Annotated in this window: 18 protein-coding genes and 1 pseudogene; 11 read left to right on the plus strand and 8 right to left on the minus strand. The window is 66.5% G+C overall.

What is annotated here, in order from left to right:
• Positions 1 to 102: 102 nt before the first annotated feature.
• The 6 genes and pseudogenes from ABD212_RS19000 (at position 103) to ABD212_RS07050 (ending at position 4,992) form a co-directional block, all read left to right on the plus strand.
• Positions 103 to 288, plus strand: a complete 186-nt coding sequence (locus ABD212_RS19000) for a transposase (protein WP_425561248.1) — start codon at positions 103 to 105, stop codon at positions 286 to 288.
• A gap of 101 nt (positions 289 to 389) precedes the next feature.
• The gene (locus ABD212_RS07030; protein ID WP_486341487.1) at positions 390 to 1,901 is read left to right on the plus strand and encodes a LuxR C-terminal-related transcriptional regulator; all 1,512 of its coding nucleotides are present in this window, start codon (positions 390 to 392) and stop codon (positions 1,899 to 1,901) included.
• Between the two features lie 536 nt (positions 1,902 to 2,437).
• Positions 2,438 to 3,103, plus strand: coding sequence for a DUF4386 domain-containing protein (locus tag ABD212_RS07035; protein ID WP_344092772.1), 666 nt, complete (start codon positions 2,438 to 2,440; stop codon positions 3,101 to 3,103).
• A gap of 62 nt (positions 3,104 to 3,165) precedes the next feature.
• Positions 3,166 to 4,218, plus strand: coding sequence for an NAD(P)-dependent alcohol dehydrogenase (locus tag ABD212_RS07040; protein ID WP_344092774.1), 1,053 nt, complete (start codon positions 3,166 to 3,168; stop codon positions 4,216 to 4,218).
• 6 nt (positions 4,219 to 4,224) lie between these two features.
• Positions 4,225 to 4,476, plus strand: a pseudogene (locus ABD212_RS07045) (SDR family NAD(P)-dependent oxidoreductase); the annotation flags it as partial.
• A 12-nt stretch (positions 4,477 to 4,488) separates the two neighbouring features.
• Entirely contained in the window at positions 4,489 to 4,992 is a 504-nt protein-coding gene (locus tag ABD212_RS07050) for an SDR family NAD(P)-dependent oxidoreductase (protein WP_344094155.1), read from the plus strand.
• 412 nt (positions 4,993 to 5,404) lie between these two features.
• Here ABD212_RS07050 and ABD212_RS07055 read toward each other — a convergent pair whose 3' ends face one another.
• From ABD212_RS07055 to ABD212_RS07075, 5 genes are all read right to left on the minus strand, one after another.
• Positions 5,405 to 6,139, minus strand: a complete 735-nt coding sequence (locus ABD212_RS07055) for a DUF2306 domain-containing protein (RefSeq protein WP_344092776.1) — start codon at positions 6,137 to 6,139, stop codon at positions 5,405 to 5,407.
• A 9-nt stretch (positions 6,140 to 6,148) separates the two neighbouring features.
• Positions 6,149 to 6,418: a hypothetical protein gene (locus tag ABD212_RS07060; RefSeq protein ID WP_344092778.1), complete on the minus strand. Its 270-nt coding sequence runs from the start codon at positions 6,416 to 6,418 to the stop codon at positions 6,149 to 6,151.
• A gap of 29 nt (positions 6,419 to 6,447) precedes the next feature.
• Positions 6,448 to 7,125 (minus strand): hypothetical protein, encoded by a 678-nt coding sequence (locus tag ABD212_RS07065; protein WP_344092780.1) that lies wholly within the window; start codon positions 7,123 to 7,125, stop codon positions 6,448 to 6,450.
• Between the two features lie 117 nt (positions 7,126 to 7,242).
• Positions 7,243 to 9,906 (minus strand): winged helix-turn-helix domain-containing protein, encoded by a 2,664-nt coding sequence (locus ABD212_RS07070; protein ID WP_344092782.1) that lies wholly within the window; start codon positions 9,904 to 9,906, stop codon positions 7,243 to 7,245.
• 308 nt (positions 9,907 to 10,214) lie between these two features.
• Positions 10,215 to 10,439, minus strand: coding sequence for a hypothetical protein (locus ABD212_RS07075; RefSeq protein WP_344092784.1), 225 nt, complete (start codon positions 10,437 to 10,439; stop codon positions 10,215 to 10,217).
• A 21-nt stretch (positions 10,440 to 10,460) separates the two neighbouring features.
• On the opposite strand from ABD212_RS07075, the gene ABD212_RS07080 reads away from it, so the two are divergent.
• Positions 10,461 to 10,898, plus strand: coding sequence for a hypothetical protein (locus tag ABD212_RS07080; protein WP_344092786.1), 438 nt, complete (start codon positions 10,461 to 10,463; stop codon positions 10,896 to 10,898).
• Between the two features lie 196 nt (positions 10,899 to 11,094).
• Here the strand turns inward: ABD212_RS07080 and ABD212_RS07085 are convergent, their stop codons facing one another.
• Entirely contained in the window at positions 11,095 to 11,793 is a 699-nt protein-coding gene (locus ABD212_RS07085; RefSeq protein ID WP_344092788.1) for a DUF4386 domain-containing protein, read from the minus strand.
• An 11-nt stretch (positions 11,794 to 11,804) separates the two neighbouring features.
• Between ABD212_RS07085 and ABD212_RS07090 the strand changes: the two genes are divergently transcribed.
• Complete coding sequence (locus ABD212_RS07090) at positions 11,805 to 12,557, plus strand: TetR/AcrR family transcriptional regulator C-terminal domain-containing protein (protein ID WP_344092791.1); 753 nt, start codon at positions 11,805 to 11,807, stop codon at positions 12,555 to 12,557.
• Positions 12,558 to 12,743: 186 nt separating this feature from the next.
• Here ABD212_RS07090 and ABD212_RS07095 read toward each other — a convergent pair whose 3' ends face one another.
• Complete coding sequence (locus tag ABD212_RS07095; protein WP_344092793.1) at positions 12,744 to 13,640, minus strand: LysR family transcriptional regulator; 897 nt, start codon at positions 13,638 to 13,640, stop codon at positions 12,744 to 12,746.
• Between the two features lie 108 nt (positions 13,641 to 13,748).
• Here ABD212_RS07095 and ABD212_RS07100 point away from each other — a divergent pair, with 108 nt between their 5' ends.
• Genes ABD212_RS07100 through ABD212_RS07110 form a run of 3 tightly spaced genes read left to right on the plus strand, consistent with a single transcriptional unit; the run spans position 13,749 to position 16,809 of the window.
• Positions 13,749 to 14,603: an isocitrate lyase/PEP mutase family protein gene (locus ABD212_RS07100; RefSeq protein WP_344092795.1), complete on the plus strand. Its 855-nt coding sequence runs from the start codon at positions 13,749 to 13,751 to the stop codon at positions 14,601 to 14,603.
• A 20-nt stretch (positions 14,604 to 14,623) separates the two neighbouring features.
• Complete coding sequence (locus ABD212_RS07105) at positions 14,624 to 15,937, plus strand: amidohydrolase family protein (RefSeq protein WP_344092797.1); 1,314 nt, start codon at positions 14,624 to 14,626, stop codon at positions 15,935 to 15,937.
• 32 nt (positions 15,938 to 15,969) lie between these two features.
• Positions 15,970 to 16,809: an SDR family oxidoreductase gene (locus ABD212_RS07110; RefSeq protein ID WP_344092799.1), complete on the plus strand. Its 840-nt coding sequence runs from the start codon at positions 15,970 to 15,972 to the stop codon at positions 16,807 to 16,809.
• Positions 16,810 to 17,496: 687 nt separating this feature from the next.
• On the opposite strand, the gene ABD212_RS07115 is transcribed toward ABD212_RS07110, so the two are convergent.
• Positions 17,497 to 22,563 (minus strand): DUF5979 domain-containing protein, encoded by a 5,067-nt coding sequence (locus tag ABD212_RS07115; protein WP_344092801.1) that lies wholly within the window; start codon positions 22,561 to 22,563, stop codon positions 17,497 to 17,499.
• Positions 22,564 to 22,579 lie beyond the last annotated feature (16 nt).

The following is a 22,579-nucleotide window of genomic DNA, read 5'->3' on the forward strand; positions in this document are numbered from 1 at the left end:
CTCGGCGGCTACGCCTGGCCGCCCGGCTGCTGACCATGGACGATCGCTTTGAAAGTGTGGAACGTCAGATCCCGCCGCGTTCCGTTACACCCGCAGGCAGAGATGATCGAGTCCATACCCGGCATGGGGCCGATCCTGGGTGCCGAGTCGATCGCCGCGGACGGCGACCTGAACGGCTACGCAAACGCCGGCAGGCTGGCCCGTTTACGGGGCAAAGCAGAAGCCCCGCGATCCCAGTGTTACAAAGGATCTCGGGGCTTCCAAGATGGCGGTGACGGCGGGAATTGAAGCCTTCTTCAGAGGCATTTCGTGGCCTTCCAGGGGTTGCTCCGCGTTGAGAATTCGCGAGTCGGGCAGCACCGGCTCGCCACCAGACTCTCGAGGCGACCATCGCCTGGAGCCACGATCTCCTCGACCCCGAGGAGAAGACGGTGTTGCGGCGCCTGGCGGCTTTCCCCGCATCGTTCACACTCAGGGCAGCCGAGCGTGTGTGCGGCGGGGAGTCGTCTACCCTCGACGTGCTGACGGCTCTCGGTGCGCTGGTTGATCGGTCCTTCGTGAATGTCGAGCGCCCGGGCAGCGAGGCTCGCTACCGTCTGCATGAGACGACGCGCGAGTTCGCTCTGATCCAACTCCGCAATGCAGAGGAGGAGGCGGTCATTCGGCGCGCGCATCTGTCCTTCTTTGCGGAGTTGTGCGGTCGTGCCGACTCCCACGGGCGGGTCGCGGATGACGAGACGACGCTTGGGAATCTCGAGGCACTGGACGTGGAGGCGGACAACATCCGCGCTGCACTCCGATATTGCCTGGCAGACCCGAGCAACGTCCAGACCGGCCTGGAAATGGCCGCGGGTTTTGGGCGGTTCTGGACGAACCGGGCACTCAGCGAGGGCGTCCACTGGATCGAAGCGCTGCTCGAGCGCGACGGCGGCGACACGATCGCTCGTGCGCGCGCACTGTTCGTTCGAAGCTACCTCGCAGTGGCGCAGGGCGACCAGACCGCGGGGCTGCAGGCGGCCGCCGAGGCAGTCCAACTGACGCGCGGCACAGGCGATGTGCTGCGCGTGCGAATCCTCGCGACGTACGCCGCGTTGCACGTCCTGCACGGCGACATTTCCGCGGCTCGACGCTGGTCGGATGAGGCATCGACCCTCGCGGACATGCTCGACGGCGACATCGCCTACGCGGCTGCCGCGCAGGCCGAGGCGTTGATCGCTTCGCTGGATGGGGACTTCGTGCGCATGCGCGACGTCGGACTCGCTGCGGCGGAGCGCTGCCGACGTGTCCACGAGATTTACATGCTGAGCACGCACCTGACCAGCGCCGGGGTGGGTTCGATGATGCTCGGCGACCACATCGCGGCGGAATCATCCCTGATCGACGCGCTGCGTGCCACCCTCACCATCGACGACCGCCCCGGCCTGGTGATGCGACTGCAGGCGATGGCGGCGAACGCCGCGATGGCTGGCCAGGCGGCACACTCGGCGAGGCTTCTAGGCGCCACCGACATGCTGCGTGCGGAAGGCGGGTACGAGATCAGCCCCTTCATCCGGCCGATGGTTGAACAAGCCGCATCCCTCGCGACGACCCGGCTTGGCCGGGAATGGTACGAACGAGAACGCAGCGCGGGTGCGCACCTTGACCACGATGCCGCCGTGGCGCTCGCACTTGGTGCCGACCTCGTTCGCCCGTCTGACGCGGCGCCCTCCGACGCGAATCCGCTCAGCAGGCGAGAGCGTCAGGTCGCCGACTTGGCGGCGACAGGGCTGAGCAACAAGGAGATCGCCAACCGGCTCTTCGTCTCCGAGCGCACTGTGGAGACCCACATCTACAACATCCTCAACAAACTAGGGCTCAATTCCAGAACCAAGATCGCCGACTGGGTCCTGCCTGGCCGATAGGTCGACGGCAGAGACCTCGCGTACCCGTTCCGCGGGCAGGAAGGCCAGCGCAACGAGGTCCCTCACGTCGTCGGCGGTCGGTGCTTCGATCACGCAGACGAGGCGATCATCACCCGTGATCCGCTCCGCTATCAGCAGTCGAGTCGCCCTCTCGCTCGCCGATAGCCGCACCTGCGCGGTCCGGAGGGTGCGTATCGCCCGGTCGACGCCGTCTCGCCCCGACAAGGGGATCTCTACCAGGAAGCACGTCATGCCTCCCACGCTCCTCGCCAAGAGCTCTCCGAGCATCGCGGTGAACACCGAGCGGGTACGTAGCAGTGGACGTCTGATGGGCCCCTGCTGCCGGCGCGGCGGTTTCTCAGTATCGGCTACGTGCTGCCCCGGAATCGAGAGGAGGCGCCGGCCGAGCAGGCTTCGATTAACCCACCACTCTCAAGGATCGAGGACGGCCGATGGCTACTTCATCTCTCCCCCGCACGTCGGTCGCCGGCTCCCGGCCGGCGGAACGACTCTTGGACGGAGTCGACAAGTCCCGCATGCGGCAATCGCGAATCATCGGGGCCCTGTTCCTGGCGGGCTTCGTCGTCTACGGCGCCGGCTCGTCGTTGGTGACATCGCTCGTGGCCGGCCCCTATTTCCTCGACGCTCTCGCACCGCTCCGGATGCTTCTTGCCCTGGGGGCGTTCCTGATGCTGCTGAACACCGCAGTGGACATTGCCAAAGCGGTGCTGTTCTTCCCGATTCTGGAACGGCACAGCAAGCGTGCCGCGCTCACCTACTTCGCGGCTTTGATCGTCCAGGTCGTGTTCTTGAGCATCGGCGTACTCGCGATCTTCCTGCTGGTGCCGCTCAGCCAGATGGCAGCGGACGCCGGCGCGACGACTCTCGCGACGATCCTGGTCGAGCTGAACGAGACGGCCTACCAGGTCGGACAGATGACCCTCGGCGTCGGAGCGACCGTCCTCTGCGTCATCCTGTTCCGAACCCGCCTGGTTCCCCGATGGATCGCCGTCGCCGGACTGGTCGGATACCCCTGCCATGTGCTGGGTACCATCGCGGAACTGTTCGGGGTGCATATCGGCCTCTACCTCACGATGCCCGGGTTCTTCTTCGAACTCGCCTTGCCCCTCTATCTCCTGATCAAGGGATTCCGACCCGAGGCGTACGCCGGCCCGGCCGCCGTACGACTTGCGACCGCCTGATTCCACCTCGTGCACCGCCCTCGCCACCCCAACTGCGTATCCATACGAGAAGAGCTGAAGAAATGACAACCACCCCAACACCCGGAACCACTGCCAACGCGGGCCGCCACGCGATCATGCCGAAGACCATGCTGGCCATCGTCCAGGATGAGTACGGTCCCGCAGGCGACGTGCTCGGACTTGAGGAAGTCCCTGTGCCGGTCCCCGGGGTCGACGAGGTCGTGGTTCGGGTGCATGCCGCATCCATCCACGTAGGCGACCTGGTCGCAATCGAAGGCGACCCGATCATCGCCCGCTTCGCCACCGGTCTTCGCAAACCGAAAACCCCGGTTCCGGGAACGGACGTCGCCGGAACCGTCGTGGCGGTCGGCGAGACCGTCACCCGACTGCGGATCGGCGACGAGGTGTTCGGCTGGTGCACCGGCGCGTTCGCAGAATACGCCTCCGGCGCAGAGGACCACTTCCTGCCCAAGCCCGCAAACCTCACCTTCGAGCAGGCTGCCGCGGTGGGGGTGTCGGCCACGACGGCCCTCCAACTTCTGCGCGACCGCGCAGTCTTCGGGGCGGAAGTGCTGATCAACGGAGCATCCGGCGGCCTCGGGTCCTACGCCGTCCAGATCGCCGCAGCGTTCGGTGCCGAGGTGACGGCCGTGTGCGGCCCCGGCAATGTCGAGACCGTGCGGTCGCTGGGCGCCGACCACGTGATCGACTACACCAAAGAGGACTTCACCCTGGGTGGACAGCGCTACGACTTCATCCTCGACAACGTCGCAAACCACTCCCTAGCTCGGACCCGAAGCGTGCTCACCGAGCGGGGCGTTCTGCAATCGAACAACGGAACATCCGGCGGCCGCTTGTTCGGCACCCTCGGCACCGTCATCAAGACAGCCGTAATCTCTAAGTTCACGGGCCGGCAGGCCCCGCCATCCATCAAGTTCACGAACCGACAAGACCTGCTCGTCCTGAAGGATCTCATCGAGGACGGCAGGGTGACACCGCTCGTCGATCTCACCTTCCCGCTGCCACAGGCCGCCGACGCACTCGCGCACGTCCGGAGCGGTCATGCGCGCGGAACAGTGGTCATCACAGTCCTCGAGCCGGGGACGCGGCCCTGATCATGCTTGCCCAGACCCCAACCGTTAGGCACTCAGCGCCGGCTTCGCGCACGGCCGGCCACGCGATCCGGGGCGCGTGCGACCCCTGGGCCGGACTGGACAACAGACCGCGTACCCTCGCTGACCGGCAAGACCGTCATCGTCACCGGTGCCAACAGCGGCATTGGCTTGGAAGCCGCCCGGGTATTCGCCGCGAGAGGCGCCCACGTCGTCTCCGCTGTCCGTGATCAGAGTCGAGGCCGGGATGCCGCGGCCACGCTGGAACGGATCGTGACTGTCGCCAGCAGTGCCCACCGCTCCGGCACGATCGACTTCGACGATCTCAACTGGCACAGCCGGCGCTACGGTCGAGGATCCGGCGGGTACGAGCAGTCCGAGCTCGCGAACCCGCTGTTCACCGCGGAGTTGCAACGCCGCCTCGAGCGGTCCGGGTCACATGTCATCGCGACCGCGGCTCAGCCCGGGATGACGGCGACGAACCTGATGTCCAGCTCAGAGAGTCCTGTCATGATGTCCTTCGCCAACGTGGTGGTGCAACTTTTCGCTCAGGATGCCGTGATGGGGGCGACGCCCACCCTGTTTGCCGCGACAGCGGACGTGGCCGCTGGCAGCTACGCCGGCCCGAGCGGTCGCGGCGAGATGACCGGACCGCCGGGTCTCGTCGGCCGTTCCACCCAGGCCGCCGACCCGGTCATCGCGGCGCGGCTCTGGTCGGCCCCGGAAGAGCTCACCGGAGTGCGGTATCCCCTGACGCAGATGCACGTTGCGGGCTGAGCTACTGGACGCGGTTGCGGATGCTGGTGACGGCAAGCAGCGTGAATACGAGAGCGACAGCACGGCGATCAGCCACTTCAGCGGCACCAGCCCCCGGGAGGGGCGGGCGTCGTAGGTCACCTCGAAGTGCGCCGGATAGTCCGCCCCGGGGGCGAGGCTGAACCGCGGGTATCTGTCGGTGCCGAGCGCGGCGTAGACGCAGAAGCCGACTCGCCAGTTCCTGCGGAGGATGCCGACGTTGAAGTCGAAGAGCCGGCGTGGGTAGCGGCCCGTCGCAAGGATGGTGATCCCGGCGAAGTGGCTGGTGAGGATGAACGGGATCCACAGCGTGGCGAGGACTAACACGTGCGGGATCGCGAGAATCAGCTTCACGAGCCAAATCCATCGGGGCAGGCGCAGGTCCAGCGTGCCGTCAAGGCGTGCCGCGTCTGACGCGGGGGAAGGTTGTCGTTGTCATTTCTGGTGATCGCTCATATTGCGTTGGGGGACGGACGCGGCGACGAGTGCGTCCGCGAATGACCAGTTCGGCGACGGTGAGGTTGATGACCCATGCCGCGCCCATCAGGACGGTGCGTGAGAGCTCGTGCGTGGAGCCGAAGATGAGCGATCCGGGAATGAGCACGATGGCCTGGGTGCCGGCGCCCATCCCGATCGCGTAGGCCCGCGTCATCCACGCGCCATGTGAGAAGAAGCGGCGTTGGGCGATCCCGCGGATGGCGAGGACGATGCAGGCGATCATCGCGGTTCCGAACACGAGGCGCAGGATCAGCAGGACGGGTCCGTCGCCGGCGGGGTGGGGGTAGAAGGCGGCCATCCACAATCCGGAGAGCGCGGTGAGCAGGGCCGCCGGGATGAGGATGCGTCCCGCCATCCGGTGCCAACGTGCTCCGCCGCGCCGCAGTCCCGGCACGAACTGGAAGGCGCCGAGCAGGCTGAAGACCGTGACGCTCACGATGTGGATGAGGACCGGAGCGGGTGAATCCAGAAAGCGCGCGTTCGCGGGCGTCGGGGTGGGGTTCCCGGCCAGTTCGGTCAGTCGCATCCCTCCGGCGAGGAGAGGGATGAGTGCGAGGAGGATGAGGCCGGTCGGTGCCAGCCACGGGACTCGAGATCGTGTCGCAGGCATCCGTGTACCGACGGCAGTCACAGTGCCCGCCTACTCGGTGACTTGCTCATGGTGCGGCTCCTTGGTCTCGTTCGTGATGTTGAGGGAGATCAGGGTGACGCCGAGGTCTCCGACGCGTCTGAGGAGGCCGTGCAGGGCTGCTTGGTCGACCACTGAACCGATGAGGGTGGTGGTTCCGTCGCTCTGGTTGATGAGGGTGAACCCACCGAACCAGTCGCTCCAGCGCCGATCAAGACGCCCGTTCACGCGAATCTCGTACCGGTCGGCTTCGGCGTCACCCGGGGCTGGTGGGTGGGTCATCGCCGTGATGCCTGGTCGGGGAGCCGGAGTCAGTTCGCCGCGATCCGTTCGGAGTCCGTCGGGGTCAAAGGTGACGTGTTCGTGCCGCTGTTCATCCAGAGGGAGTAGCCGAGCCAGGCCAGGGCGAGGCCCATGGGGACAGCCGCCATGCGCTCGAGGGTGTGCGGCAGCAGCGCGGCAAGCGGGGTGACGGCGGCGGCGACGATGAGGAGGATCGCTGCGCCGCGGGACAGCATGCGGGCACGGATGATGGCGATGCCGATCAGGAGGGCGCCGCCGACGTACAGGATGGCGCCGACGAGCGGCAGTGCTCCGAGAGCGCCGAGGTCGGTCTGTGACGGGTAGCGGCCGAAGAGGCCGACGAAGTCGACCGCGAGCTGGGGTGCGCTGACCGCGATCAGGGGTGCGATGAGTGCTTCAGCGAAGTTGAATGCTGCCTGGAGGATGAAGAAGAACCCGAACATCAGGTATCCGCTGAGCGCGAGGATGCCGACCCTGCGCACTTGGAACAGGTAGAGGCCGGTCACGCCGATGAGGGCGAGGACCGCTTCGGCGAAGCTGAGGATGTGGACCTTCACCCACGCCTGGGTGGAAAGGGACCCGATGACATCGGCCGGGTGGATGAACTGGATAAGGACGTACGCGAGGCCCGCGAGGGCTGCGGCGAGTGCGGCACCGCGGGTGAGGGTGGTCGTGGTGATGCTCATGGCGTTTCCTTCGATGCTGAGGATGTCCGGGCTGGTCGCTGGCGGACGTCCTGAAGTTACGAAGGAAGGTGGTGACGCGACATCATCACGTGGGCGGTGCGCATGGTGATTTGTCGGTCAGATGAGTCCGAGTGCCTCCGCTCGGCGAACGGCTGAGGCGCGGTCGTTGACATCCAGCTTGAGGAAGATGTGCTTGGTGTGGGTGCGCATGGTGTTCAGTGAGACATGAAGCTCGCGGGCGATCTCGGGCCCGGTCAGCTTCGTCCCGAGCAGCCGGAGCACGCCGAGCTCCCGGTCGCTGAGCGGATCAGGTAGGGGTGTGACGGCGGCGATCTCGCCGGCGTTCCTCAACAACTGGCTCAGCTTCCGCACGAAGTCCGGCCGCATGCCCGCTCCCGCGGCGGCTCTCAGCAACTGCAGCATGGGTGAGCCTTCGTCGAGGAAGACCCGGACGTGACCTTCCGGTTCGGCAAGTGTCAGCGCGCGGTCCAAGGAGATCAGGCCGGCGGCGGTCTGTCCTCGAGCCTGCTGGGCGAGAGCCTGCAGCACCGCTATCTCGACGAGGCTGCCGACGCGGCCGCCTGCTTCGGCGGCGTCGGCGAGGCGAGTGAGCAGCGCCACGGCTTCGTCGACGGACTCGTCCTCGCCTGTAGCGATCAGGAGCCGTGCGAGGGTGATGTGACCGAACTCGCTCAGATAGGCGGGCTCGTCGGAGCTACTCAACCCTTGGTCGGTGACCCATCGCCGAGCATCCGCGAGGCGTCCTTGGATGATCCAGATCCTCGCCTTCAGGCCGCCGATGGGGCGCGCCTCGGGAAAGAATCCGCGTCGGTATTGCGTATCGGCCGTGGCCAGCAGGTCGAGCGCAGCATCGAGATCGCCGTCGGATTGCGCGAGCCCGGCGCTGCCGAGCGCCCAGCGGTATCGGTGTTCGTGCGAGAACGAACCAGGACCCAGTGCCTCGGCCGCGGCCAGGTGTCGTGCGGCCGCCTCCAGATCGTTGCGCTGGCGGAGCACTTCGCTGAGACCGGCGTGCAGGTCGGCAGCGGGTGGGTTGCCGTCCGCCTCAGCTAACGCGAGCTCGTAGCCCGACCGGGCCTCCGTGATCCGTCCCAGCGCGAGCAGCATGTCCGCGACGACCATCGTGGTGCTGAGCGCATCGAGAAAGTTGCCCGCATGGCGCAGATTGCCGGCCGATTCGCGGAAAGCGCGCGTGCCGGACTCGAGATCCCCGCGCGCCCATGCGGCCAGGCCCAACATACCGGCGGCCGCACCCCGGCCGAGATAGTCGTCGAACGCCGCGACATCCAACGCATGCTGCGCATGGGCGGCGATCGCCGCCGTATCGCCGGCAGCCATCGCCAGCGCACCACGGTAGAGCGCGATCGTCACGGGGAGGGAGTCGAGCTCCCCTCCGGGATCAGACTCGTGCGCCACTCCCTCCGCCGACGTGAGCAGTACTTCGGCAGCGGCGAGCTGCGGTTCGACCGCTGTGAGATCACCCGAGACCAGAGCGGCCCACGCAGCGAACACACGCAGCACGGGCCGGGCGTCGATCACAGATTGCGGCAGCATGCCAAGCCAGGCCAGCAGGGTGGCATCCTGGCGACTCTTGCGTACACTCGGAATCGTCGACTCGATCAGCCTCGCCGCTCGTGAGAAGTCTGAGCCGGCGAGGGCGTGGCGCACGGCTTCCTCAGGCGAACCGTTGCGTTCGAACCACTCACTGGCCCGGGAGTGCAGGGCGTTCACGTGTGCGATGCCGTGGCCCAGGAGCCGGACTTTCAGGACGTCGGCGAAGAGGTGGTGGTATCGGTACCACTGCCGCTGGTCATCGAGCGGAACGACGAACAGGTTGGCGCGTTCGAGGGCGGCGAGCATCTCGACCCCGTCCGCGTCGCCGGTGACCGCATCGCAGAGCGGTCCGGATAGGCGATCCAGGACGGCGGTCTGGCAGAGGAACTCGCGGACATGCAACGGGGCGCGTTCGAGGACCTCCTCGATGAGGTAGTCGATGACGTAGCGGTTGCTGCCGGTGAAGGCGGAGACGAATTCGGAGGGGTCGGGTCGCTCGCGCAAGGACAGGGCGGCGAGTTGGAGTCCGGCGATCCATCCTTCGGTTCGAGCCTCGAGCGCGCTGAGGTCTTCCGGGGAGAGGGCCATCCCTGTGGCGTGCGTGAGGAACTGTGCCGCCTCGTCCGGGGTGAATCGCAGGTCGGCTGCGCGCAGTGCGGTGAGCTGGTCACGGGCTCGCAGCCGCGCCACCGGCAGCAAGGGGTCTGATCGGCTTGCGATCGTCAGGTGCAGATTGGGTGGCGCATGGTCGAGGAGGAAGGTGATCGCGTCGCGAACCGATGCGTCTTCGATCAGCTGGAAATCATCCAGCACCAGCATTATTCGGCCCTCAGTCTGCGCGGCGTCGTTGACCAGCGACGTCAGCGTGGATTCAGCTGACCTGGTGGGGTCGTTGAGAGCGGGACCTGCTTCGTCGTTGTCTGCGGTATAGGCCGCGACCAGGTAGGAGAGGAATCGGACGGGGTCGTTGTCGCTGTCATCAAGGGAGACCCATCCGACTCTGAGGTCGGGGTCGGCTCGTCGGCGTGCCGCGACCCACTCGCTGAGCACCGTGGTCTTGCCGAATCCGGCGGGTGCGGAGATGAGCGTGAGCGTGTGCCCGGCGTCGACCCCCTCGTTGAGCTTCTGGATGAGGCGGGGTCGGGATAGTGCGTGGGAGCGCGGCGGCGGCACGAAGAGCTTGGTCGCCAGTACCGGCATCGCCATGTGCACATCCTAGGGACGCGCCGAAGACGGCCCCGCGCTGGAAGGGCGGGCCGCCTTGGGTTCAGCGATCCAAGGTGCGGATCTTGCCGTAGATCCGCATCAGCTGGGGGACGACGAGGTGCACCGCGACCGGGACGACGACCACGGACAGCACGAACGCGCGGAGAACCTCAGAGCCCGCTCGAGCCCCGCAACGAAGTCCGGTGCGTGAGAGCCCACCGCGGCTGCTCCCTGCGGGCGCCCAAATCCGGGTCAAGACTTCAACCTGTGTCGCTCACTATCCGAGACCCACGGTTGACGAGGCCAACCTACGCGGTGTGCGAGGTGAAGGTGATCACGGTGCTGCAGACTTTTCGGCCAAGGACCTGTTGGTACGCGGCTGCCGAGTGGTCCATCGGATAGGTGGCGCCGGTCACCGGCACGAGTGTCCCTGCTGCGGCGAGTTCCGCAATGATCGTCATCTCGCTTGCCATCTGGGCTGGTTTGGCGAGTCCTGTGAAGATGATCACGGCCTTCTTGGCGATGCTGCACACCGCCGTGACCGTCGCGCCATAGTGCTTTGCGAACTGGACGGCGGCGCTGCCGATCGCCCCGGCGGCGCCATTGACAAGGACAGACTGCCCCGCCCGCAAGTGAGCGGCGTCGCGGAGAAACGGCAGCGCGGTGATTGCTCCGTCGCAGACGGCGACAGCCTGGTCATCGGTGAGACCGGGGGGCGTTGCGACGACAACGCCGGCGTCGGAGGCCAGAACGTACTCGGCGTGGGCCGCGAAGTCCGTGACGTTGATTCCGGAGACGCGATCACACCCACTCGAAATGCAGTCACCGCGTTCCCGACTTCCGCGACTTCCGCGGCGAAGTTCGTGCCGAGGATGGGCCACTTGGGCTTTCGCAATCCGAAGTACAGCCGGGCAATGAGGGAGCGGCCGGACCGCGCCTCACACATCGCCTTCGTGACCACCGAATCGTTATTGCGGACCAGGATCTGGTGATCATCGGGGGTGGGCCGATCGACATCCTCCATGTGCAGCGAGGATGTGGGGCCGTAGGTGCGCGAGACGATGGCGCTCATGCGTGCTCGCGCCTGAGTCACAGCGAAAGGTCTGTTCATTGACGTGGTTGCTCTCTGGCGCAGAGATGGGGATGCGGGGATGCCGTGGCGTCGACCGACGGCAGCTGAGGAACGGCTCAGCGGGTGAGCGTGCGGCCCTTGATGAAGAGCCAGAAGATGATGGCGACTTCTCCGACGAACCCGAATGAGCCGAACAAGACGGGCAGACCGAGGCCGAACAGAACGCCGATCGCGTCGACGATGTAGCAGAGGCCGGCGATTCCCAGGAGGACACCGAACACGGAGGCGATGAAGTCCGCGCGCACGATCAGGTAAGCGATCAGCAGGAGGTGGATGCCGAAGAGCCCCAGGCTGGCCACCCAGATCAGGTTGTAGCTCTCGACGGCAGCGAGGGCTCGTGCCGGAGCGTCGAGCAACGTGAATGCGTTCACCAACTGCGCGGCGGCGACCGCGAACAGCACCGAGTAGACCACTCGCACCCACGCGGCCATAGCCGACAGGGTCCGGTTCACCGGCTTGAACAGGGCATACCACGCCGCGGCAACGACGAAGTCCAGGAGGATCACGATCGCGATGGCCAGCACTCCGCCCAGGAACGCGAGAGGTGCAGCGGTGATCGCCGTCGCGGTGGCCTCGGCGTTGGTGTGGTCGATCAGCGGCACGATGAGACCGAACCATCCGACTGACATCACGACCGCCATTGCTGCCAGGCCGAAACCGGCAACCAGGCTCGCGGTGCGCTGCGACCACGTGCGGAAGTCCAAAGGCGACGCCTTGGAGGTGGACTGTGTCTTGTCGAGCGTCGTGCTGGTCATATCATTTCCTTATGTTGTATGCTTATGTTGTAAGGAAAGTATCGCTACAACGTAAGGTTGTCAATATGCCGGCTGGAACACGACGAAAAGCGGGGCGCCGGCCGGCGGGGCGCAGAACACAGTTGAGCCGCGATCGAGTGCTGGCCGCGGGGATCAGCATCGCGGACGAAGACGGGCTTGACGCATTGACCATGCGTCGCCTCGGGGAGGCGCTCGGCATCGAGGCGATGTCGGTCTACACCCACATCGCGAACAAAGAGGATCTCCTCAATGGGATGGTCGATGCCGTGTTCGCCGAGATTGAGCTGCCGTCGCACAGCGACGACTGGCGCACGGCACTGCGGAAGAGATCCGTGTCCTTCCGTCAGATGCTCACCCGCCATCCCTGGGCCGTATCGCTGAAAGACTCCGGCACCAACCCAGGTCCGGCGACGTTGCGACACCACGACCGCGTTCTCGGTACTCTCCGCAACGCCGGTTTCTCACTTCCGTTGACGGCGCATGCCTTCGCGGCGCTGGACAGCTACATCTATGGCTTCGCCATGCAGGAGAAGACGCTTCCCTTCACCACGGAGGAGGAGACCGCGGCGATGGCTCAGATCATGCTGGCCCGACTGGCGATGGCCGACTACCCCTACCTCGCCGAGCTGACCGCGAAGCACGTCCTTCAACCCGGCTACAACTTCGGCCACGAATTCGACTTCGGCCTCGACCTGCTGCTCGACGGCCTCGAACGCGCGTCAGCCGCGCAGGCGGGAACCTGACCAGCCGTCATCAGTGACGGGAGAGCAACGAGTCCGCTCCATACGCGTCACAGATGACACGCGGGGCGGATCCATCGCACATGGCGGAAGCGCTGCCCCGCAGCACCTTTACACCACCTGGGAAGCCGGGCGTTGCTCTGCCTTGATATTCCGTGTTAGCGGCCCAATGGTCAGCCCTTGCTCTAGTCAGAGGTCGACCGGTGTCGCGAATCGTTCGCGTGCGACCTGGAGGATCGGCGCGAGGTCATCGGGTCGGTCTCGATCGACTCTCCAACACAGGTAGGTGATGGCGGAGTCTGATTTCAAGGCGAGGGGGCGCACGATGACCCCGTCTCCGGCGAGGTATTTGTGCCATGGGGCGGTGGGGTTCGCGAGGGTGAGGCAGCAGGACCTGCCCTGGCTGATGATGGCCGACAACCCTCCGACGATGTCGGAGCTGACCTGGACGACTTCGCGGACGGATCGGACGATCGGCTCGAGGGCTTCCGCGGTGGGATCGGCGCCGGGTTGGATCAGGAGGCGAAGACCGGCGAGATCCGCAGGCTGCACCACACTGAGGTCGGCGAACCGCGGCTGATCAGGGAGCGCGATCCCGGGCGCCTCTCGGAGAACGGGCAGGTACTCCAAGCGCCGATCACGGAGTCTTTGGTTGACCAGGCCGAGCGAGAGCTTTCCGCTGACGATCTGCTCCAGCTGCGTGAGCGAGTCAAGGGGTTCGAGCCGCACATCGCTTTCCGGCTCGGCGTGGTGGACGGCCTCGGTCAATGCCCGCGTGAGCTCCGGGGGGACGGACCTCATCCCGATGTTCACCTCCACGTGACCGCGCACCCGCCGGCGCATGTCACGGTTCAGCTCCTCCATGTTCTGAAGGATTCGACTTGCGTGGGGAACCAGCGAGTGTCCCAGCGGTGTGAGTTCGACCTTCCTCGTTCCACGGACGAAAAGCGCGTCGCCGATCTCGATCTCGAGCTGCTGGATGCTGCGGCTCAAAGGCGGCGCCGACATCCGCAGCGCTTCGGCCGCACGCGAGAAGTTCAGGGTCTCAGCCACGGCAAGGAAGTGGCGAAGGTGTCGAATCTCCATCACGCGATTATTGCGCCGCACGTAACAACGAGCAACCCATTGCGACGTGGATTATTGCGCGTGACGCGCATAAGTTCGAAGGATCACGCTAGGAAGGAAGGACTGTCGATGTCGAGCACCCTGAACCAGCTCATCGCCACTCACCACCCGCTCATCGCGCCATCGATCTACGACGGCATCTCGGCTGGCGTGCTCCGCGACGTGGGGTTCTCAGCGGCCTACGTCGGAAGCTATGCGACCGGTGCGACGAAGTACGCGGTACCCGACATCGGCTACATCGGACTCGAGGACATGGCCGACCAGGTCCGCCGATTGGGACCTGTCGCCGGTGTTCCGCTCATCGTCGACGCAGAGGGCGGCTGGGGAAACCCGCTGCACGTGGCTCGCACAGTTCGCACGCTGGAGCGCGCCGGGGCCGCGGCGGTCCACATCGAGGATCACGAATTCGGCAAGCACATCACCGCGCAGCCCCGCATCATTCCTGTGACCGCTGCCATCGACAAGATCAAAGCCGCCGTCGACGCGCGCGAGTCCGACGACTTCCTGATCATCGCGCGCACCGACTCGCCCGGAACTGAGGGGCCCGAAGCCGCCGTCGACCGCCTGCTCGCCTATCAAGAGGCCGGCGCCGACGGCCTGTTCTACGCAGGTGCGCCAGACCTTGCCGCACAGACACGTCTGAAGAGCGAGAGCACAGTGCCGATCTTCGGCGTCGACTTCCCCAGCCAGTCTGCGGCTGATCTCACCCAGCTCGGAATCGACGTCGTCCTGTACTACGGACTGTCGCACCAGGCCGCTAAAGCTGCGCTCCTACGCGTGTTCACCGTGCTGGCCACCGAAGGGTCGGCTGTCAGCCTCGAGGAGGAACTCGGCGGCATCCCAGGACTTATCGGGTTCGACGACTTCCTCGGAATCGGCGCCGTTCGCGAGAAGGCCCACCAGTACGGCCTCCTGGCCCAGTGATCAGCGAAGGAACCACGAAGATGACTCAGTCAGCCAACAACGACCCGACCTTCTTCACGGGTGCGCGCCTCATCATCGGTGACGGCAGCGATCCGATCGACGACGCGGGCATCCTCATCAGCAACGGCACTATCATCGGGATCGGACCCACCGCGGACGTGTCGGTTGCGGACGGTGTGCGGCGCGTAGATCTGACCGGCAAGATCGTGATGCCGACGATCGTGAACCCGCACGGCCATGCCGGCTACCTCAAGGGCGCCAACACGGACGCGGCCAACTTCTCCCGCGAGAACGTGCTGGACCACCTGCGCCGGTTCGTCTACTACGGCGTCAGCGTGTTCCAGTCACTGGGCACCGATCGGGACGACATCGAGATCTCAATCCGCGACGAACAGCGTGGCGGCACACTCGACGACCCGGAGCTTGCCTTGCTGCTGTCGGCATCCAACGGGATCGCCGCACCGACTCCCGGCGGCGGCAACGGCGGCGCGTTCTTCGCCCCCGATGCGATCCGCGAGGCCTCGACACCCGACGAAGCCCGGCAGATCGTTCGGGAGATCGCCGCGAAGAACCCCGACGTGATCAAGTTCTGGGTCGACGACCGCAACGGAACCAAGGTCAAGTTCGGCCCCGACGTGTACGAGGCCATCATCGACGAAGCACACAAGGCCGGGAAGATGGCCATCGCCCACATCTACGAGCTCGACGACGCCAAGGGCGTCGTCCGCGCCGGCGTCGACGGAACCGCCCACATGGTGCGCGAACCCGGCCCCGACGACGAGCTGCTCACGCTCATGAGAGAGAACGACGTCTTCGTGTTCACGTCGATGAGCATCCAGAAAGCACTCCTGGATGCCGCCGACTGGCTGGATGACCCGGCTCTCGCCGAGACCGTCGACCAGGCATCCCGGGACACCTTCCGAACGATCTTCTCCCAGGTGCCACCCGACGTCCTGACGCAGATGACCGCGGGCTACCAGGTCCTCGAATCCAGCCTCTCCACCTACGTGGACGCCGGAGTGCGGGTGCTCCTGTCCGGCGACACCGGCGTGATGGCGCAGTTCCCCGGGTACACCGAGCACCGAGAGCTTGCCGCCATGGTCGCCGCTGGCACGTCCCCGCTCGCCGCAATCAAGGCCGCGACTCTGCTGCCCGCGCAGATGCTCGGGCTCGACGACCGCGGGTCACTCGAAGCCGGCAAGCGCGCAGACTTCATCGTCCTCGACGCCGACCCGCTCGACGACATCACCAACACCACGAAGATCGCGGACGTCTACATCGCAGGCGCCGCGATCGACCGTGAGACATTGAAGGCCGGCTTCGCCGGCTCGTGAGTCACCAGTTCCAAGTATTGAAGGAGTAAGTCATGTCAGAAGATGTTCTCGTTGTCATCGGTGTCGGCGGAATGGGCGAGTCGATCGCCCGCCGCCTGGGTGCCGGAAAGCAGGTGCTGCTCGCGGACTTCAGTGAGGAAGCACTCGAGCGGGTCGCATCAGCGCTGCGCGGCGAAGGCTTCGCCGTCTCGACTCAGAAGGTCGATGTCTCGTCACGCGAGTCGCTCGCATCATTGGCAGACGCCGCGGCGGCGCTGGGCGACGTGCGACAGGTGGCGCATACAGCCGGCCTCTCGCCGGCGCAGGCGCCCGTCGAAGCGATCCTTCGGGTCGACCTGGCAGGCGTCGCCTACAGTCTCGAGGAGTTCGGCCGCGTGATCGCGCCGGGAGGCGCCGGTCTCGTGATCGCAAGCATGGCCGGATCGATGGCCGCTGGATCGCTACCGGCCGAACTTGAAGGAGCCCTCTCCCTCACGCCTGCGGACGACCTGCTCAGCCTGCCCTTCGTCCAGCCGGAGGCGCTTCCGAACCCGGGTGCCGCGTACAGCATGTCCAAGCGTGCCAACCAGCTACGTGTGCAGTCTGCGAGCCTCGCGTGGGGTAAGCGGAGTGCCCGTGTGAACAGCATCAGCCCGGGCGTGATCTCCACCCCGATGGGCCAGCAGGAGCTGGACAGCGAGTCCGGCGTGGCCATGCGCGCGATGATCAGCGCATCCGGGACCGCGCGCGTCGGCACACCGAGCGACATCACAAATGCTGCCGCGTTCCTGCTCGGCCCGGATGCATCGTTCATCACCGGCACTGACCTGCTCGTCGACGGCGGAGTGATCGCCGCACTCCGCTCGGGAGCGCTGCAGCTGCCCACAGCCTGACCGCCGAAACGAGTCCAGACCCTCGGCCTCGAGTCACTCGACGGCGCCGGACCCCGGGCGCCTTGCGACCGGACTGTCCAAGCCGGTCCTGAGTACACCCTTTCGTATGTTTCGAGCCGCAGCCGTGCGCGGCGGAGTGGAGCGCCACGCGGTCACCGCGACGACGGCCGCCCGACCTACGGTGGTGCGAATGCCCCCGGTAGGGGCCGTCCCAACCGGCTGTCGGCCGCGCATGCCGTCGACGGCATGACCAGAAGCTCGTGGAATCCCGCAGGTTGAGGCGGAAGATCTATTCGATCGAGACCGCGGTCCACGGGGCACAGTGGTTTCGCGAGAGGCCGGTTCCGCGATCGAATGTTGCCACTGGCGTTGCCACGGATGCCCTTAGAATGAGAAAAATCCCTGATAATCAGGGGTTTCTCTGGCGGTGACGGTGGGATTTGAACCCACAAATCGGTCATACACCCTGATCAGGGTGTCTCGGTTTCGCTTGATATCAGTCAGGTCGACGTTCTGGTCGATCAGCGCGCGAGGCTGCGATTTGATTCGATTGTTGCCACTGCGTTGCCAGGCGACGCGGGTGCTGGGTGCGCGCCTGTGGCGCGCGCGAGTGCAGATTAGGTCGGGGCATCCCTGGTCATCCACCCGTGAGAGTGCCTCGCAAGACAACTCGGCCATCCCGCATTCTCACTCCGTGTGCGTGCGGCGACGGCGCGCGACGACGAACAGGCTCCCACCACCGAGCAGCAGCAGCGTGGCTATGACGAGGATTGCCCAGGATGCTCCCCCGCCACCGGTCGCTGGCAGGGGCGGGAGGGTCGGGTTCTGCAGCTCGACGGCGGCGACCTGATCTTCCGCGATCGTGATGGTTGTGCTCTCGGCGGTGCTCGACCCGTCCGGCAGGACGAAAACCGGGGTGCCCCAGCTGCCGCCGGCGGGCAGCGTCCCTGATGGCACGACCTCGGAAATCGTGACGACGGTTCCCACGGGGATCGGGGGCGAGGTCACCGTTTCATCCTTGTGGACGACGAGGACGCCCGGCTCGGCGAGGCCGTCATAGGTGTAGGTGACGGTGAATGAGAAGTCCGCGGGCAGAGTGTCGGCTTCGGAGCCGGTGATCCGCTTGTGGATGGAGAACGTGCCGAGCAGCTCGGTCGCGGTGTTCGTCACGGTGATCTCGGGGTTCGTGCCGTCGCCGATGGTGATGGATGCGGTGCCGTCGGGGTTGACCGTGATGCCCTCACCCGACCAGGCGGCGTCGACTCCCCAGTCCACGCTGGGCCCGGCGCCGCTGATCTGGATCTCCGACAGTGTCACGACGGTGCCGGTCGGCAGGTCCCGTCCGAGGCCGCTCGCCCAGCCGTTCGCCTGGTTCAGCACGATCTCGGTCGACCCGCCGTCCCATGTCGCGTGGATGGTGAACTGAGCGGCCGCCAGCTCGGGTGATTCGAGATCGAAGTCTCCCGTCACATGCTTCGCGACGCTGAACGTGCCCAGCAGCTGCGTCGTGTCGTTGGTCAGCGTCACCGGCGTGGGAGTGACATCGCTAGTGATCGTCACCAAACCTTGCGTGGGGTCGGCGGGATTGGCGTTGGATCCCCAGTCGGCGTTGCCCCATACGAGGTCGGGCGGACCGCCGGTGCGCCCGGTCTCGGTGACCGTGACGACTGTTCCCAGCGGGAACGTGATGGCGTTGCCGTCGGCGTCCGTCGGCGACGCCGTCCAGCCTTCCGCCTGGGTCAGTTCAAGATCGCCGTTCAGGCCCCCGCCGTCCCAATGGATGGTGATGACGACATCGGCGAGTGCGGGGTCGTCAGCTGTGAAGTCGCCGCTGAAGTCCTTGATGACCGCGAACGTCCCGACCAACTGCGATACCTGGTTCGTCACGACAAGCTCGGCAGTGGTGTCAGCGCCGATCGTGAGTGACACCGGGGCGTCGGTCGCCACCCCGTCGACGGTCCAGGCCGCTGCTCCCCATTCGAGATCGGGCGGACCACCCGTCGGGGTGCCCTCTTCGACGGTCACGACGGTGCCCTCGGGCAGCGTCGGGCCGTTCGCCGTGAAGCCGTTCGCCCGGTCGAGGGTCAACGCTCCGGTGACCTGCTCGCCCGTGGCCAGGTCGGTGTACGAGTAGTTGATCGGTATCGAGACATCGTCGAACGCGGGGTCGTCGAGAGCGAAGTCACCCTCGACCTGCTTGGACACCGTGAAGCTGCCGAGCGCGTTCGTGAAGGTGTTGGTCAGCGCGGCCGTTGTCAACTGAGCGGCACCGCCGGCGACGGTGACGGTGGCGGTGAGTCCATCCGCGCTGACCGTCACGTTCGGTGCGGGAGTCCACGTGAGACCGGACCAGTCCACCCCGGGGGGCAGGTCGGTGGGCGGCACCTCGGTCAGCTGCACGACGGTCCCGGTCGGGAATGTCAGCGCAGGTTCCGGCACCGGGGTGCCATCGCCCGGCACCGGGAACGACCCGGAGGTCGCCCCGCCGACGAGATCGGGCTGATCCGAGGTCCACGTCACCGTGAATTCCAGGTCGGCGACCGCGTCGATCGCCTCCGCATCACCGGCGAGCGTCTTGCTCACCTGCACCGATCCGTAGCTGTTCTCGACGTCGAGGGTCACCGTTCCGTCGGTCGTGGGTGCGACCACGAGGCGGCCCTGCGGGGGTGACGAGTTCGGCACCGACGGCGTGAAGGTGATCGCGCCGTCCGGCAGCGCTTCGTTTTCGGAGAAGGTCAGGGTGTACCCGTAGGGCAGGTCTTGACCGGACGCGGCGGGCACGCCGGGCGTGAGGTCGAAACTGGTCGCCGTCACTTGCGGGTCCCGGCCGCCGGGATCTTGCCCGGACTGACCGAGGCGATCCTGTCCGCGGAAGTTGACGGCGCTCCCCACCACCACGGTGTAGGTCGCGTTGGGCGGTGCAGGACCGGTCACAGTCTTCAGCACCTCGTAGGGGGCGATGCCATACCAGCCGGCGTCAATGGTGTGATCGTTCTGGGCGGGGCCGCCTACGGTCACCCGCGCTTCGCCGGTCGCGAGATCCGGGTTGGAGTCGTTCACCTCCGTGGTGCCGCCGTTGGTCGCGGTCGGCGCGATGCGGACCGCCTGGGTGGTGCGGACCAGGTCGCCCCAGGTGAGACCGACGAAGCCCTCGTGAGCGGCGTTCGGTCCCTGCAGCGCCACCGCGCCGGTCCCCGGGGGGAAGACCACGATGTAGTCGGCATTCTGGGTGAAGGAGACGGGGCCCCGCCCGGCACACGGCACGTTCTGCAGGGCCGGGTCGTCGGAGCGGAAGTAGTAGGTTCCCGGCTGTCCGTCGATGGTCGCCGTCGTGGTGGCACCAATCAGACAGGCGGGCGAACCGGTTCCGTCGTCCGTCCACAGTTGCACGGGTGCACCGTTGATGGCTGGTTCGTCGGAGTCCTGCCGGCCGTTGAGGTCCGCGTCGAGCCATACGCGGTTGCCGATCTCGACCGGGGCGCCGACTCCGAGGAGCGAGACGGCGCCGAGGCCGCCGCCCTTCTGGAACGCCGGAGAGCCGGCATCATTTGTGCCACGCACCTCGTCGAATCCGCGGGTTGCCGCGCCGTTGCGCTGGTCGAACCACATCAGCCCGGATCGGTAGATGCCGTCGAGCGGGTCCGTGGCGGTGGACGCGACCTCGTCCACTCCCGGATAGGTCACCACCGAGCCGAGGGTGTTGTCGTTGTGAATGCCCTGCGTGCCGAGCCCGCGGCGGTCGTTGAGGAACTCGCCCGTCCTCGGGCCCTCGACATTGTTGTAGGTGAGGGCCTGATTCACGGTCTGGTAGATGGGTGTGCCATCCGGGTTCGTCCCGACGGCGACCTGCGTGGAGGTCGTCGTGCGCACGTCGCGTTGGCCGACCTTGCCGTTGCACTCCAGCGCGAACCTCCCCGTCACCACGGTGGGGCAACCGTCGCCGACCGGAAGACCCAGCGACGCGGGCGCTGCGACCAGGGTGTCGCCGTTCGCGACAGTCTCCCAGAGGGCGTTGAGCGCCTGGTTCGGCAGGTCCGGCGTCGTGTACGCACCAACGTTTCGGTTGCCGCTCTGCAACTGGGTACGATCGGCGAACCCGATGTTCAGGTACCCGTCGATATCGAAGGCCAGCCCGCTCAAGATCGGCTGGGGGTACGCCTGTGTGTGCCCAGGCTCCGTCGCCCTCGCCTCGAGGGCGACCAGGGTCGCACTCCAGCTGGTGGCGATGCCCACCGATCCACCGGCCCACCGCCATTCGTCGGCCCAGCTGTTCCACCGCTTGAGCTGCGGGTACTGCTCTTCCGCGCACGTGGGAGGTTGTGAGCCCGGGCTGCAGTTGACGGGCCGGTTGTTCACGCTGTCCCAACCCGGCCACTGCTGCATGTTGGATCCCTTGGCGTAGCCGAGGCTTGTCTGCAGCTCCAGCCGCCAGTCCGCCGGGCCGGCCCCGATGACGCCCGAGTTCAGCCCGCTCCGGGCAAGGGCGGTGGGAACCGACACCACGTACGCCTGCATGTTCGCGTCGGCCGCGGCCACTCCGGGCGCGACCCCCGTATCGACGAACCCCATGTAGAGGCGATCGCTGTACTCGGTGAGGGCCCACAGCTGCTGCGTGGTCCCGACCGGCGTCGCTACCCGGAACGCCTGGGACGGAGTCTGCGTGGGGTCGGTGACGTTGATCGCATAGATCTGTCGGTCGTTCAGGTCAGTGACGAACAGCGTCTCCCCGTCCAGGGAGGTGGCGATCCCTCCCATCCCGACGCGTGCGGCGTACTGGAACGCGGAGATGTCCCGGGCCGGGTCGGCAGGGGCACCCAAGCCGCGGTCTGCCGGTATCAGGCTCTGCCCGAGATCGATGGTGCCGCCGCCCGACACGGGGAGTCCTTGGACGCTGAACCAGGGCTGCGCCGTCGTGCCGGCGGTGATGGACCCGTCGGGCGCCAGCACGTCGTCCACCCGGTAGATTCCGCCCAGTCCGAGGCTGCCCAGGTCGGACATGCGCTTGAACACCGATCCGATGATCATCGCGTTGGTGATGCGGTTGTAGGTCAAGCCCCAGGTGGAACCCACCTGGCCGTAGGTGGCGAGGGTCTGCCGAGCCGGAGGTGGCCAGTTCGCCGCGTCGGAGGATCCGATCAGCGACCACGGCTGAGCGACCACCGACGCCATGCCGGCGGCGGTGGAAGTGCGCAGGCCCGCGTACTGGATGGCGGTGGCGATCGGGGCGTTGGTCTGCACCACCTGATCCGGGATGACGAGACCGAAGTCGACTCCGGTTGCCTCGCCGGCGCCGTCGAGGGCGACGAATTGCACGCTGGTGTCGTTAGCTCCGAGCACGGACGGTGGTTCGGCGCCTTGGGCGGCGAACGCGGGCTCGTATTGGTCTGGCCAGCCGGAGAACTCGATCCGCAGGTCCGCGGAGAATGCCCCCGCGACGGGCAGAGAATATGTTCCGTCCGCGCCGCTGAGCGCGGAGCCCACCATGTCCCCGTCGGCGTCGTACGCGGTGGCGGTGATCCCCTCCACGGGGCGGCTTCGGGGAACACCGGTGGCCGCCGAGCCTGACGTGAACCAGCCTTCGCTCGACAGATCCTGGAACACCACACCGGTCACCGAGCCGGTGGTCGATCCTGCTGCCTGCGCCGCCGGGGCAGCACCGGCGATCGCACCGCTCAGCAGCAGCGTCGCGCAGGTCACCGCGGCGGCGACGCGGGCACGCAAAGGCCGGCGAGGACTGGTCGCAGGACGCTTCATCTCGCCCCGATCAGGT

This window comes from Microbacterium deminutum (assembly GCF_039530205.1).
Lineage (GTDB): Bacteria > Actinomycetota > Actinomycetes > Actinomycetales > Microbacteriaceae > Microbacterium > Microbacterium deminutum.

What these genes read in the sequence shown, in the direction of transcription:
- ABD212_RS07090 (WP_344092791.1), top strand. Translation starts at nt 11,805, where the DNA reads ATGTTGTATGCTTATGTTGTAAGGAAAGTATCGCTACAACGTAAGGTT.
- ABD212_RS19000 (WP_425561248.1), top strand. Translation starts at nt 103, where the DNA reads ATGATCGAGTCCATACCCGGCATGGGGCCGATCCTGGGTGCCGAGTCG.
- ABD212_RS07070 (WP_344092782.1), bottom strand. Translation starts at nt 9,906, where the DNA reads ATGGCGATGCCGGTACTGGCGACCAAGCTCTTCGTGCCGCCGCCGCGC.
- ABD212_RS07085 (WP_344092788.1), bottom strand. Translation starts at nt 11,793, where the DNA reads ATGACCAGCACGACGCTCGACAAGACACAGTCCACCTCCAAGGCGTCG.
- ABD212_RS07115 (WP_344092801.1), bottom strand. Translation starts at nt 22,563, where the DNA reads ATGAAGCGTCCTGCGACCAGTCCTCGCCGGCCTTTGCGTGCCCGCGTC.
- ABD212_RS07065 (WP_344092780.1), bottom strand. Translation starts at nt 7,125, where the DNA reads ATGAGCATCACCACGACCACCCTCACCCGCGGTGCCGCACTCGCCGCA.
- ABD212_RS07105 (WP_344092797.1), top strand. Translation starts at nt 14,624, where the DNA reads ATGACTCAGTCAGCCAACAACGACCCGACCTTCTTCACGGGTGCGCGC.
- ABD212_RS07095 (WP_344092793.1), bottom strand. Translation starts at nt 13,640, where the DNA reads ATGGAGATTCGACACCTTCGCCACTTCCTTGCCGTGGCTGAGACCCTG.
- ABD212_RS07035 (WP_344092772.1), top strand. Translation starts at nt 2,438, where the DNA reads ATGCGGCAATCGCGAATCATCGGGGCCCTGTTCCTGGCGGGCTTCGTC.
- ABD212_RS07040 (WP_344092774.1), top strand. Translation starts at nt 3,166, where the DNA reads ATGACAACCACCCCAACACCCGGAACCACTGCCAACGCGGGCCGCCAC.
- ABD212_RS07100 (WP_344092795.1), top strand. Translation starts at nt 13,749, where the DNA reads ATGTCGAGCACCCTGAACCAGCTCATCGCCACTCACCACCCGCTCATC.
- ABD212_RS07060 (WP_344092778.1), bottom strand. Translation starts at nt 6,418, where the DNA reads ATGACCCACCCACCAGCCCCGGGTGACGCCGAAGCCGACCGGTACGAG.
- ABD212_RS07110 (WP_344092799.1), top strand. Translation starts at nt 15,970, where the DNA reads ATGTCAGAAGATGTTCTCGTTGTCATCGGTGTCGGCGGAATGGGCGAG.